10 protein-coding genes are annotated in these 13,412 nt (G+C 68.0%); 3 read left to right on the top strand and 7 right to left on the bottom strand.

Going from position 1 to position 13,412, the window contains the following annotated elements:
* Window positions 1–58 precede the first annotated feature (58 nt).
* The 3 genes from G6034_RS16075 to G6034_RS16065 form a co-directional block, all read right to left on the bottom strand.
* Complete coding sequence (locus G6034_RS16075; RefSeq protein WP_176636122.1) at window positions 59–1,951, bottom strand: FAD-dependent monooxygenase; 1,893 nt, start codon at window positions 1,949–1,951, stop codon at window positions 59–61.
* A 203-nt stretch (window positions 1,952–2,154) separates the two neighbouring features.
* Window positions 2,155–2,940, bottom strand: coding sequence for an MFS transporter (locus tag G6034_RS16070; RefSeq protein ID WP_176636121.1), 786 nt, complete (start codon window positions 2,938–2,940; stop codon window positions 2,155–2,157).
* Window positions 2,941–2,942: 2 nt separating this feature from the next.
* Complete coding sequence (locus G6034_RS16065; RefSeq protein WP_343038112.1) at window positions 2,943–3,938, bottom strand: MBL fold metallo-hydrolase; 996 nt, start codon at window positions 3,936–3,938, stop codon at window positions 2,943–2,945.
* Between the two features lie 280 nt (window positions 3,939–4,218).
* Here G6034_RS16065 and G6034_RS16060 point away from each other — a divergent pair, with 280 nt between their 5' ends.
* Window positions 4,219–5,031, top strand: a complete 813-nt coding sequence (locus G6034_RS16060) for a COG4705 family protein (RefSeq protein ID WP_246296105.1) — start codon at window positions 4,219–4,221, stop codon at window positions 5,029–5,031.
* A 41-nt stretch (window positions 5,032–5,072) separates the two neighbouring features.
* Here G6034_RS16060 and G6034_RS16055 read toward each other — a convergent pair whose 3' ends face one another.
* From G6034_RS16055 to G6034_RS16040, 4 genes are all read right to left on the bottom strand, one after another.
* The gene (locus G6034_RS16055; RefSeq protein WP_176636120.1) at window positions 5,073–6,152 is read right to left on the bottom strand and encodes a phosphotransferase family protein; all 1,080 of its coding nucleotides are present in this window, start codon (window positions 6,150–6,152) and stop codon (window positions 5,073–5,075) included.
* On the bottom strand, window positions 6,149–7,444 hold the full coding sequence (locus tag G6034_RS20340) for an acyl-CoA dehydrogenase family protein (RefSeq protein ID WP_176636119.1): 1,296 nt from the start codon (window positions 7,442–7,444) through the stop codon (window positions 6,149–6,151). Before G6034_RS20340 ends, G6034_RS16055 begins: the two co-directional genes overlap by 4 nt.
* 22 nt (window positions 7,445–7,466) lie before the next feature.
* Window positions 7,467–8,240: an SDR family oxidoreductase gene (locus G6034_RS16045; protein WP_176636118.1), complete on the bottom strand. Its 774-nt coding sequence runs from the start codon at window positions 8,238–8,240 to the stop codon at window positions 7,467–7,469.
* Window positions 8,241–8,454: 214 nt separating this feature from the next.
* Complete coding sequence (locus tag G6034_RS16040) at window positions 8,455–9,978, bottom strand: helix-turn-helix transcriptional regulator (protein ID WP_176636117.1); 1,524 nt, start codon at window positions 9,976–9,978, stop codon at window positions 8,455–8,457.
* 153 nt (window positions 9,979–10,131) lie between these two features.
* Between G6034_RS16040 and aceA the strand changes: the two genes are divergently transcribed.
* Together aceA and aceB are read left to right on the top strand one after the other, a co-directional pair.
* Window positions 10,132–11,454 (top strand): isocitrate lyase, encoded by a 1,323-nt coding sequence (aceA, locus tag G6034_RS16035; RefSeq protein WP_176636116.1) that lies wholly within the window; start codon window positions 10,132–10,134, stop codon window positions 11,452–11,454.
* Window positions 11,455–11,545: 91 nt separating this feature from the next.
* Window positions 11,546–13,210 (top strand): malate synthase A, encoded by a 1,665-nt coding sequence (gene aceB, locus G6034_RS16030; protein ID WP_176636115.1) that lies wholly within the window; start codon window positions 11,546–11,548, stop codon window positions 13,208–13,210.
* Window positions 13,211–13,412: the final 202 nt, after the last annotated feature.

The following is a 13,412-nucleotide window of genomic DNA, read 5'->3' as shown; positions in this document are numbered from 1 at the left end:
AACAGTGCGGCCCCGCGGTGAAGTCACCGCGGGGCCGCACTTTTTCTGCTGGGCGCGGCTAGACGCGGGCGCCCGAGTGGATCTGCGCGAAGTACTCCCCGAGCTCCGCGGTGGCCGTGAGCGGCAGGACGTTTGCCACGTACTGGTCAGGGCGGACGACGACGACCACCCCGTCGCGGGAGAGCCCGCGCTCGTCGAAGATGTCGGCACCGGGAACGATCCCGTAAACCTTCTCATATTGGGTCAGCTTGAACGGCCCGACCTCCGGCTTGAACACGGCGGGGACGGCGTTGATGTCGATGTCCTCGTGCGGCTGCTGGTAGATGACCTTCACATCAAACCAGGCGTCGGCGTCGAGCCCCTCCGGCGTGGCCACGAGCGGTGACGCCGCGTCCGTGGCGAGCCATTCGGCGAAGTCCGCGACGGGCGAGGCGCCGCCGGCCGGGGCCGGGTCGGCGAAGACGTAGATGCGCCACCGGCCGTCCGCCGTGGCCTGGTGGCCCAGGTGCAGCGGGTTGGTGTCGCAGACGCGGCAGGCCATGGCCGACTTGAAGCGCTTGCCGACCGGGAAACCGGTGGCCAGCGACTGGTGCGTGGCCTCACCGGTGATCAGGGAGGGGGCGTATTCGGTCATGAAGCCGGCCGGGAACTCGGCCGTGCGCACGTAGAAGTCCTCCAGGTCCGACGGGCTGTCGAACTCCTCGGGCTTCTTGGCCATCATCGTGGACCATTCCTTGTCGAAGTCGATGAGGTTCTTCGCCACGACCTGGCGCTCTGCGGAGTACGTGGAGAGCAGTGCCTCGGAACTGCGGCCTTCGAGGACGTGGGCTAGCTTCCAGCCGATGTTGAAACCGTCCTGCATGGAGACGTTCATGCCCTGTCCGGCCTTCGCGGAGTGGGTGTGGCAGGCGTCGCCGGTGATGAAGACGCGCGGCGCGCGGGTGCCCAGCTGCTCGGGCAGGACGTCGTCGAAGCGGTCGGTGAGGCGGTGGCCCACCTCGTACACGCTGTGCCAGGCGACGTTGCGCACCTCCAGGGTGTACGGGTTGATGATGGCGTTGGCCTTGGCGATGATCTCCTCGATGCTGGTGGTACGCACGTGGCCGTTGTCGTTCTCCGGCACCACGCCGAGGTCCACGTACATGCGGAAGAGGTGCCCGCCCTCGCGGGGGATGAGCAGGATGGAGCCGCCGTCGTGCGACTGGATGGCGCACTTGGTGCGGATGTCGGGGAAGTCGGTCTTGGCCAGGACGTCCATGACGCCCCAGGCGTGGTTGGCCTTGTCCCCGGCCATGGTGCACCCGATCGATGCCCTAACCTTGCTGCGGGCGCCGTCGCAGCCCACCACGTACTTGGCGTGCACCGTCTTCTCGGCGCCCGCTTCCGGGCCGGCACTGCGCACGAGCGTGACCTTGACCGGGTACTCGCCGTCGTCGGTGACCTCCAGCCCCTGGAAGTCCCAGCCGTAGTCCGGCGTCAGGCGGGCAGGGGCGTTCCTCGCGACCTCGGCAAAGTAGTCCAGCACGCGGGCCTGGTTGACGATCAGGTGCTTGAACTCGCTGACGCCCGTCTCGTCGTCCTTGGCCCGGCCGCCGCGGATGATGTGCGTGGGATTCTCGGTGTCCGGGCGCCAGAACGCCATCTCGGTGATCCAATATGCCTCCGAAGTGATCGCCTCGGCGAAGCCGAAGGCCTGGAACGTCTCGACGCTGCGGGCCTGGATGCCGTCGGCCTGGCCGATTTCCAGCCGTCCGCCGCGACGTTCGACGAGCCTGGTGGTGATGCCCGGGAACTGGGCCAGCTGGGCGGCGGTCAGCATGCCCGCGGGACCCGAGCCGACAATGAGCACGTCCACCTGCTCGGGGAGTTCGGCGGGACGGTTGATGCCGGTCCCCGCCGCCGGTTGGACGCGCGGATCGCCGGATACGTATCCGAGGTGGTGGAACTGCACAAGAATCTCCTCATTGCCGGCGGGCGGCGCGTTCAGCACCGGATTAAAATTCGCTATCTGAACACACAGTTCCAATAGCGCACACTAAGCATAATTGTGTGCGCCATCTCACGCAAGCCTGTGACCGCCCCGCACACCGGGAACGCCGCGGATGACGATTCGGACAATTGAGGTCGATATATCGGCATCAATTGTCCGAATCGTCATCCTGGCCGCGTCCCCTGCCGGGCCGCAAACCAGATACCCGCGATGGTCAGTGTGGCGCCGATGGCCTTGACGTTCAGCACGCCGGTCTGGTTGACGCCGTGGTCCACGGCGTAGGAGCTGGCCCAGACGGTCATCAGGCCAACGCCCACCAGCCCCGGGCCGAGCAGGAACGGCACGCGCCAACCCCAGACGAGGAATTGCGCTTTCGGCATCAGGCTGACTGCGGACACCATCAAGGTCGCCATGACCGCACCGGCCGGGCCGCCCATATTGGCAAAGCTGGCGGCAAATCCGCGCCGCTTGGCCGGGGAGTGTTCGAGAGCCACCAGCATGGCGCCGCCCCATTCGCCGCCGACGGCGATGCCCTGGACCAGCCGCAGCACCACCAGCAGCACCGGGGCGGCCAGGCCGATCTGGGCCGTGCCGGGGAGCAGGCCGATGGCCGTGGTGCCCAAGCCCATCATGACCATTGAGACGATCAGGCAGCCTTTACGGCCCAGCCGGTCGCCGAAGTGGCCAAAGATGGCGCCCCCAAGCGGGCGGGCGGCGTACCCCACCGCGAGTGTGCCGAAGGACGCGAACAGGCCCACAGCCGGCGGGACGTTGGCGAAGAAAACCTTGTTGAACACTAGGCTGGCGGCCGTTGCGTACAGCACAAAGTCATAGAATTCGATGGCGCTGCCGATGAAGCTCGAGGCCAGGATCCGCCGCATGGCGGTGGTGTTGAGGCTGTCCTCCCTGCCGGGCCGGCGTGTGGGGGAGCTCTTTGTGTGGGCTGCCATTGTCATCCCGAGGACACCATTTCTAAAATTATCCGCGTAGTTGCGGTGGTCTGGCCGAAGGGGATTGATTGCAGGTCGTCGGGGACGTAGTAGTCCCCGGGGAAGGCCTCCCCCGTCGCCGGCCACACTGACAGCGGTGTGGTGCCCGATACCAAATGGTGCAGTGCCAGCGCCTTGGCGCCGGCCCGCTTTGCCAGCTCCACGGCCTCGGCGGCGCTGGTGTGCGACTTGCGGCGATGGTCTCCCGACGCGCGTCCGGTGCCGTCGGCGGAACTTCCGTACGTCCGGTTGACCCAGTCGAAGTCGATGGCCTCGTGGAGCAGCAGGCCGGTGCCGCGGGCCAGCCGGACCAGGTTTTCGCAGGGCGCGGTGTCGCCGGAGATGGTGACGGAGCCGGCGGCGGTGTCGAAGCGGAAGGCGAACGCCGGGGCTGTGGGAGGGTGCTCCACCAGCGTTGCCGTGACCGTCACCAGCTCGTCGGAGTAGATTTCAAACGGTTCCATTCCCGACGGAGCGGGGTTGCCGTTGGGCGAGTATCCGGCCTCCTTCGGGACGGTAATGTCCCGCGGCACAAAGTAGTCAAAGGGCGACGGCCGCAGGCTGTCCAGGATCCTGTCATTCAGGTCGGTTGCATAGGCGGCCATCAGGTGGTGGAACAAGCCGGTGATGCCGCGGGTCGGGTTGTCCGGGAACACGGGGGCCGGCGGCACGGGGGCCGGCGGCACGGGGGCCGGCGGCACGGGGGCCGGCGGCACGGTGGCGCAAGGGGAAACCGGGGGAAGTTCGCCGCGGTCGCCGGGGCCGACCAGGTGGATCGTGTGCTGGTCGGGGCCGAATGTGAACATGCCGAAGATGGCCAGCGAGCCCAGGTCGACGGTGTGGTCCGAGTGCAGGTGCGTGACGAAGATCCCGCGCAGCGAACTGACGGACAGCCCGGCCAGCATCATCTGCTGGCCCACCCCATGCCCCGCGTCCACCAGATAGGTGGCACCGCCCACCAAGACGGCGGTCGCGATCCCCGAGCGCTTCCCGGCGTTTTCGCCTGTCCACCACCGGGGCCCCCGGCGGTGCCGAGGGTGACCACCCGTGGCGTGAGGTCTGACGACTGCCCGTTCATGCGCTACTCCTGCAACTATGCCGTGAATCACTTCCAGCACCCATCGTGCGTCACTTTCCGGCAGTTGAAAAACGGTTATAACCAGGCAACAAAACTGGTTTTGCCTACGTTTGGGCACGTGTTCCCGGAAACCTCACAGCCTGGGCCCGGAGAATGCAACCATGCCTGAGAACTTTTCGCCGGACCGAACCATGCCCTCAACCCGTGCTGACGGCGTCCGCAGCCTGGTGTCCAAGGTGCCGGAGGTGACGGCGTTGTTTTGGATCATCAAGGTGCTGACCACCGGGATGGGAGAGACCACCAGCGATTACCTGGCCCACACCCTCGATCCCGTGATTGCCGTGGGCATCGGCGCGCTGTGCTTTGCCGGAGCCCTCGCCCTGCAGTTCCGCGTGAAGCGGTACATACCGTGGGTGTACTGGCTGGCCGTGGCCATGGTCAGCGTCTTCGGCACCATGGCCGCCGACGTCCTCCACGTGGGCCTGGGCGTCCCGTACCTGGTGTCCACCGTTTTCTACGCCGCGGTCCTCGCGGCGGTCTTTTTCCTCTGGCACCGCACCGAAAGGACACTGTCCATCCACAGCATCCACACGCCCCGGCGCGAAATGTTCTACTGGGCCGCCGTGCTGGCCACGTTCGCACTGGGCACCGCCACCGGGGACCTCACCGCCGTCACGCTGAAACTCGGATACCTCGGATCCGGCGTGCTGTTCGCCGTCGTCATTGCCATTCCGGCGCTTGCGTACTGGAAGTTTGGGCTGAAGGCCATCGCCGCCTTCTGGGCGGCCTACATCGTCACCCGCCCGTTGGGCGCGTCCTTCGCCGACTGGATGGGCGTCTCCCATGAGCGCGGCGGCCTGGATTGGGGCACGGCCCAGGTCAGCATCGGCTGGGCCGCGGCCATCGCGGTGCTCGTGGCGGTGCTGGCCGCCAGGCAGCGGCGGTCGGAGACGGTGGCGACAGTCAGCCGGTAGCCGGCCATGCCCAAGGCGTGCGCACCGGATGGGCGGCGCCCCTACAGCCGCTGCGCAAACCCCGCGGCGGCGTCCAGGAGCCTCGGCACGCCCGCTTCCAGCGCGGCACCCAGGCCGGGTCCGGCGTCGTTCCTCTCGCCCTGCTTCCAGCGCGTGTAGATCGCCTCGGCGAAGATCGCGGCCTTCCACAGCGCCAGCGCCTGGTACCAGGGCAGTGCGGACAGGTCCAGTCCGAAGTGCTGGTTGTACCGCAGCGCCAGCTCCTCCCGCGTCAGGTAGCCCGGCTGCGCCGTCACGCCGGTCAGCTCCATGATGGTCCCGGCCGATCCCGCCTGCGCATACGTGGCGGTCAGGTAGCCAAGGTCCGCCAGCGGGTCGCCGAGCGTCGCCATTTCCCAGTCAAGCACGGCCTGCACCCGCACCGGCCCGGACCGCCGGAACATCAGGTTCCCCACCCGGTAGTCGCCGTGGATCAGGGAGGTTCGCTGCGTCGCGGGCAGGTTGGCCTCCAGCCACCGCGCCAGCCCGGCCACCTGGGGCAGCTCGCGGGTGGCGCCCTGCTCCCACAGGCCGGCAAACCGCCGCAGCTGCCGGCCCAGGTACCCCTCCGGCCGGCCGATCCCCGCGATCGCGCCCCGGCTGACATCCACCGAATGCAGCCGCACCAGCATGTCCGCCACCGCCTCGCTGGTTTCACGCCGCTGCCCGGGCGGGTCCAGATGCGCCGGGACGGTGTCGGTGACGACGTCGCCGTCCAGGAAATTCATGAGGTAGAACGGCACCCCCAACACGTGGGTGTCCGCGCAGACCGCCAGGATCCTGGGCACGGGGAAGCCCAGCGGCGCCAGCAGGTGCTGGATGTGGGCCTCCCGCACCATGTCGTGCGTGGACGGCGGCAGCGGCGGCCGCGGACCGCGCCGAAGCACGACGTCGGCACCGCGCCTTTTGAGCCGGAAGGTCACGTTGGACTGTCCCCCGCCGATGCGCTGCCAGTGCAGTGGCCCTGTCCCGATCCCGCAGGCGTCGAGGTATTCCTCCACCCGGTCCACCACCAGCAGCGGCGGGACGTCCATCCGGTCCGCCTCGGCCGCGGTCCGGGCCACGTCCTGGCTGCCCGTCATTCCTGGCCCCCGTCGTTGATCCGCGCGGCGCCCCGGAACGGTTCGCCGGCGGCCACCTCGCGGCGCCGGGCGGAGGAGGCACGGCGGGCGATGGCCCACTTGTGGGTCTCCGTGGCGCCGTCGTAAATCCTGAAGGGGCGCACCTCGTTGAGGTACTGGGCCAGCGGAAGGCCGTCGGACACCCCGTCTCCCCCGCACAGCTGCACGGCCCGGTCGATGACGCGGTAGACGGCCTCGGAGCAGTGCACCTTGGCCACGGAGGAGAGCGCGGCGCCCGCCCTTGGGTCGGCGCCCAGCAGCAGCGCGCACTTGCCGATGATGGCGTCCGAGGTTTCAATGTCGATGACCGACGCCGCGATCAGCTCCTGCGCAAGGCCCAGCTGTGAGATGTGCGCGCCGAAGATCTCACGCGTGTTGCCGCGGTCCAGGGCAATGTCCAGCGCGCGGCGTGCCAGCCCCAGCCAGCGCATGCAGTGCGTCAGCCGGGCCGGGCCGAGCCTCAGCTGGGCGTGTTGGAAGCCAAGGCCCACCCTGCCCAGCACGGCGTTCTCGGGCACGCGGACGCCGTCGAAGTGCACGTGCGGGTGGCCGCCGGGCAGGTACTTGTCCATGGTGTGGATCGGCGCACCGACGCGGACCCCCGGCGTATCCATGGGCACCAGGAACATGGTGGCGCCGGCCGGGGATGCCTCCGCCGCGTGGGCCTTCGTTTCCGGGGTGAGGCTTTCCCCGGCCTCCGTTTCCGGGGTGCGGGCCATGACGATGGCGAAGCCGGCGAACGTGGCACCGCTGGTGAAGCGCTTGTGGCCGGTGATGACCCAGTGGTGCCCGTCGCGGACGGCGGTGGTGGCGAGCGCGTCCGGGTCCGAGCCCGCGCCCGGGTGCGGCTCCGTCATGGCGAAGCAGGAGCTGACCCGCCCGGCCGCCAGGGGCTCCAAATAGCGGCGCCTTTGTTCGGGCGTGCCGATCAGGTTGAGCATGTGCATGTTGCCCTCGTCCGGCGCCATGCAGTTCAGGGCGGCCGGGCCGATCGGGGAATACCCGGCCTCCTGGAACACCGGCGACCAGTGTTCCAGCGCCAGCCCCTGCCCGCCGAATTCGCGCGGCGCGTGCGGGGCGTAGACGCCGGCGGCCTTGGCGGCCTCGCCGAGTTCCCGCCGCACGGTCAGGTTCAGTGCCTGCCCGGGGCGCGGCTCCAGCGGGATGACCGTGCCCCGGATGAACTCGCGGGTGCGCAGGCGCAGCTCCTCGACCTGCTCCGGATAAACACCGGGATACTGTGTGCTGTTCACGCGCCGCTCCTTGGGTGGGGGTCTAGCCGAGTCCGCCGGCGTTGAGCAGGCCGCCGTCCAGGGTCAGCACCTGGCCCGTCACCCAGTCGGCGTCCGGGGAGGCGAGGAAGGCGACGGCGGAGGCAACGTCGTCGGGCGTTCCCAGGCGCTTCAGCGGGTAGGCGGCGGCCACCGACTCCTCGCGCCCCTCGTACAGGGCGCGGGCAAAGTTGGTCTTGACCACGGCCGGCGCCACGGCGTTCACGCGGATTTCCGGCGCCAGCTCGATGGCCAGGGTGCGGCTCAGGTGGGAGACGGCGGCCTTGCTGATGCCGTACAGGCCCAGCCCCGGTGCCGGGACATCGCCGCTGACGGAGGACACGTTCACCACGTTGCCGCGGCGCCCCCGGAAATTCAGCCCGGGATGGGCCAGGGCGGCCTGCGTCCAGGCCAGCGTCGAGAGGACGTTGACCTCGAGGATTTTGCGCGCCGCGCCCATGTCCACGGACTCCAGCGGCCCGTAGGCGGGGTTGATGCCGGCATTGTTGACCAGGATGTCCAGCCCGCCCCAAAGCCGGACAACGCCGTCCATCACCGCCGCGCGGTGCGCCGGGTCATCCGCGTGCCCGGCGAAGGTGACGACGCTGCCGGGCGGGAAGGCGGCCGCGGCCTCCCCGAGCTGCTGCGCGCCGCGGGCGGTGATCGCCACGCGGGCCCCCTCGGCGGCGAGCCGCAGGGCGATGGCCAGGCCGATCCCCCTGCTGGCGCCCGTGACAATGGCCGTCTTGCCCACCAGCCGCCGGCAGTCCGCACCCATGCTGTCCTTTCAGCCCCCGGACAGCTGCCGGGCGACACTTGCCAGCATGCTGCGGATTGGGGCGCCGGTCAAGGGGCGGCCGGCGCACGGCCACCCCGGCGACTGCACTGGTATGCGCAGCGGGCACCTCCCGTGCGCCCAACACTGCCCGGCGCATGGTTCACTGCCGGCCGGGCGCAGGACAGGACGGGACACGAGCCGGGCCAACGTCGGGTCAGCGCCCCTGGTGCGCCGCCAGAAACGTGTACACCTCGGTCTCGTCAACGCCGGGGAACGCGCCCTGCGGCATCGCGGCCAGGAGGTGCGAGTTCGCCCGGGTGCTGGGCCAGGCATTGCCGGCCCATTGCGCGGAGAGTTCGGCGGGCGGGCGGCGGCAGCAATCCGGGTCCGGGCAGCGCGACTGCGAACGCTCCGTGGTGTCGCGTCCGCGGAACCACTTCACGTGCTCGTACGGGACGCCGATGCTCAGTGAGTACTCCCCCGAGGAATGCCGTTCCGTGCGGGCCGTGCACCAATAGGTGCCCACGGCCGTGTCCGTGTACTGGTTGAAGGCGCGGAACTTGTCCGGCACGTCAAAGACGGCGCGGGACGTCCAGAACCGGCAGACGGCCTGGCCCTCGATGGCGCCGGTGTGGTCGGCGGGGAAGTTCACGCCGTCGTTCTCGTAGGCCTTGTGGATGATGCCGGACTCGTGCACCTTTTGGAAGTGCGTGGTGATGCCCAGGTGCTCGGTGGCCAGGTTCGTGAAGCGGTGCGCGGCCGTCTCATAGGACACTGCAAACGCATCGCGGATGTCCTCGATGGCCAGCTCCTTGGCGGACTTCGCCTCCTTCAGGAAATCCACCGTGGCGTGCTCGGGCATGAGCAGGGCCGCCGCAAAGTAGTTCGTGTACACGCGCTGGCGCAGAAAGTCCGCGTAATCGCGCGGCGTCTGGTGGCCCAAAACAAAGTGGCCCAGCGCCTGGAGCAGCACGGAGCGGGGGTCGTGGTCGGAGCGCTGGCCGTGGGTGAGGTAAATTCGGTGATTCTTCAAGTCCGTCACCGAGCGGGTGGAATGGGGCAGATCCCCCACGTAGTGCAGGTCAAACCCCAGGTGCTCGGCAATGTCCGCGGCCACATGGTGGGACAGCGGGCCACGGTCATGCCCCACCTTGTCCAGCAGTTCCTGGGCCTGGACCTCAATCTCGGGGTAGTAGTTGTTCCGGGCCTTCATCTCCGCGCGCAGCTCGGAATTCGCCCTCCGCGCCTCCTCGGGCGTTGCGGACTGCTCGTCGAGCCTCCGTTCCAATTCGTGCTGCAGCCCCACCAGGGACTCCAGGATTTCCATGGAAAGCCGCGAACTGACGCGGACCGTGGGCAATCCCAGCGACTGGTACAGCGGCCCCCGCTGGGCCCGTTCGAGCTCGATTTCCAGCGCGGCCCGACGGCTGGGCGGCTCGGCCCCGAGCAGTTGGTCCAGGCTGACACCGAGCACCCCGGCCAGGTGCTGGAGCAGGCTCAGCTTCGGCTCCCGCTTGCCGTTCTCAATCAGGGACAACTGCGACGGCGCGGCGCCCGCCTTGGCGCTGAGGTCGTCAAGGGTCATGCCCAGTTTCTTGCGCAGATGGCGCACCCGGCGGCCCAGCGCAATCAGGTCCACTTCCCCGTCGCCCGCGGCGCCCTTGCCGTTGCGGGGGGCCACATCGCCCAGATTCCAGCTTGCATTGGTCATTTCTTGAGGATACGGGAAGAAGTGCAAATCTTTCCACCATTTGTCTCTAGAAAGCCCATGAAAAGCACTGAATAGTTGATTTTACGAAGAAGGAACACGGATCCCGGATTTCGACAGGCTCAACCACCGAGGTCCTGGACTTCGACAGGATCGACCACCGAACGCAAAGGAGCGACCATCATGAGCGCAGCATTTGAGACCGCAAAGACCCCGGAACAGTCCAACGCCGAGGCAGCCGCCGCGCTGGAACTCGAATGGTCGGCCAACCCCCGCTGGGACGGCATCGAGCGTTCCTACCCGGCCGCCGACGTCGTCAAGCTGCGCGGCCGGGTCCAGGAGGAGCACACCCTGGCCCGGCGCGGTTCCGAGAAGCTCTGGGACCAGCTGCGCAATGCCGGCCCGGAAGGCTACACGAACGCCCTCGGCGCCCTGACCGGCAACCAGGCCGTCCAGCAGGTCAAGGCCGGGCTGAAGGCCATCTACCTTTCCGGCTGGCAGGTCGCCGCCGACGCCAACTCCAACGGCAACACGTACCCGGACCAGTCCCTCTACCCCGTGGATTCGGTGCCGAAGGTGGTCCGCCGCATCAACAATGCCCTCCTGCGGGCCGACCAGATCGAGTTCTCCGAGGGCAAGCAGAGCGTTGAGGACTGGCTGGTGCCGATCGTGGCCGACGCCGAGGCCGGCTTTGGCGGGCCGCTGAACGCCTACGAGCTCATGAAGTCGATGATCACGTCGGGTGCGGCCGGCGTGCACTGGGAAGACCAGCTGGCCAGCGAGAAGAAGTGCGGCCACCTGGGCGGCAAGGTCCTCATCCCCACCGCCCAGCACGTCCGCACCCTCAACGCCGCCCGGCTCGCAGCCGACGTCGCCGGCGTACCTTCTGTTATTGTTGCCCGTACGGACGCCGAGGCCGCCACCCTGATCACCTCCGACGTTGACGACCGCGACAAGCCGTTCCTGACCGGGGAGCGCACCGCGGAAGGTTTCTACAATGTGCGCAACGGGATCGAGCCGTGCATTGCCCGCGGCCTGGCCTACGCACCCCATGCCGACCTCATCTGGATGGAAACCGGCACCCCGGACCTGGAACACGCCAAGAAGTTTGCCGAAGGCATCCACGCCCAGTTCCCGGACCAGATGCTGGCGTACAACTGCTCACCGTCGTTCAACTGGAAAAAGCACCTGGACGACGCCACCATTGCCAAGTTCCAACGCGAACTCGGCGCCATGGGCTTCAAGTTCCAGTTCATCACCCTGGCTGGCTTCCACGCCCTGAACTACTCGATGTTTGACCTCGCTCACGGCTACGCCCGCAACGGGATGAGCGCCTACGTCGAGCTGCAGGAGCGCGAATTCGGCTCCGAAGACCGCGGCTACACCGCAACCAAGCACCAGCGCGAAGTGGGCACAGGCTACTTCGACCTGGTGGCGACAGCGCTGAACCCCAACAGCGGCACCCTCGCACTGGCCGGCTCCACAGAAGCCCAGCAGTTCCACTAACCTCTCCCAACCGTGACGCAGCAGTTGCTGAAAATCTCCGAATTCCCAGCAACCACTGCGTCACAGTTGACCCAGACTTGGAGCAACCCCCATGAACTCAACCAACAGCCTGAACGGATTCACGTTCAACGGCATCACCCTGACCGCACCGCCCATTCACCGCCAGGACGAGATCCTCACCCCCGAGGCCCTGGACTTCATTTCCGCCCTCAACCGTTCGACGACGGCGCGGCGCCAGGAACTGCTGAAGGCCCGCCAGACGCGCCGCCGCCAGATCCTCAGCGGCACCGATCCGCGCTACCTGCGTGAGACTGCCGGAATCCGTGAGGACCCGCGCTGGCGCGTGGCCCCGCCGGCCCCCGGGCTGGAGGACCGCCGCGTGGAGATCACCGGTCCCGTCGACGCGAAAATGACCATCAATGCCCTGAATTCCGGCGCCAAGGTGTGGCTGGCGGACATGGAGGACTCCAGCACGCCCACGTGGGGCAACGTCATCCGCGGGCAGGTCAACCTGATTGACGCGCTGGAGCGCCGCATCGACTTCACCACCCCGGAGGGCAAGGAATACCGGCTGAACCCCGCGCAGGAGCTGCCCACCATCGTGGTCCGCCCGCGCGGCTGGCACCTGCCGGAAAAGCACCTGCTCATCAACGGCAAGCCGATGGCCGGGGGCATCGTGGACTTTGGCCTGTTTTTCTTCCACAACGCCCGCCGGCTGATCGCCCAGGGCACGGGGCCGTACTTCTACCTGCCAAAGATTGAAAACCACCTCGAAGCACGGCTGTGGAATGACATCTTCATCCAGGCCCAGGACCTGCTGGGCATCCCGCAGGGCACCATCCGCGCCACCGTCCTGATCGAAACCATCACGGCAGCCTTTGAGATGGAGGAAATCCTCTACGAACTCCGCGACCACGCCGCCGGTCTGAACGCCGGCCGCTGGGACTACCTGTTCTCCGTCATCAAGAACTTCCGCACCCGCGGCCCGCGCTTTGTGCTCCCGGACCGCAACCAGATCACCATGACCGCGCCGTTCATGCGGGCCTACACCGAACAGCTGGTCCGGGCCTGCCACCGCCGCGGCGCCATGGCCATTGGCGGCATGTCCGCCTTCGTGCCGAACCGCCGCGACCCGGAGGCCAACGCCAACGCCATGGAGAAGGTCCGGGCGGACAAGACCCGCGAGGCCAACGACGGCTTTGACGGTTCCTGGGTGGCCCACCCGGACCTGGTCCCCGTGGCCATGGAGGTCTTTGACGACATGCTGGGCTGGAACCCCAACCAAATCAGCCGCCTGCGCGAGGACGTGGAAACTGACGACCGCGCCCTGCTGGACGTGGCCGGCACCCAGGGGACCATCACCGAGCAGGGCATCCGGGACAACATCTGGGTGGGCATCCAGTACATCGAGTCCTGGCTGCGCGGCCACGGCGCCGTCGCCCTGAACAACCTCATGGAGGACGCCGCCACCGCGGAGATCTCCCGCTCACAGATCTGGCAGTGGATCCACAGCCAGGCCATCACCGACCAGGGCGAGCTCATCACCTTCGACTGGTTGCAGGAAATGCTCGAGGAGGAGTTTGCCAAGATGCCCCGCTTCGACGCCGACCGCTTTGACGACGCCCGGGAGATCTTCGAGGCCGTTGCGCTGGGCGAGGAGTTCCCCGCCTTCCTGACGCTTTCCGCCTACGCCAACTACCTGCACGAGTCCCCGGTGCAGGAGCCGGCCAGGAAGCGCGATCTCGCCGCCGCCTAGGAACGGCACAAGTTTGGCTGGCCCCGCCGGACGCGTCGCCACTGCAGGCCCGAAATCCGGGTCCCGGCGGGCCAGCCTCAACACTTCACCTCCACGTACGACGGCGGTTGGCGCGTTTCCCACGAAACCCGCCAACCGCCGTCGTACGTTGGGAAGCAGCGCCCCCGCGCGCGGAATATTCGCCGTCCGGCGCCCGTTGCCG

Origin of the sequence: Arthrobacter wenxiniae (assembly GCF_013376105.1) — a bacterium.
Classification (GTDB): domain Bacteria; phylum Actinomycetota; class Actinomycetes; order Actinomycetales; family Micrococcaceae; genus Specibacter; species Specibacter wenxiniae.
The sequence above is the reverse complement of the archived record's forward strand: the minus strand, read 5'-3'. Positions and strand labels throughout refer to the sequence as shown.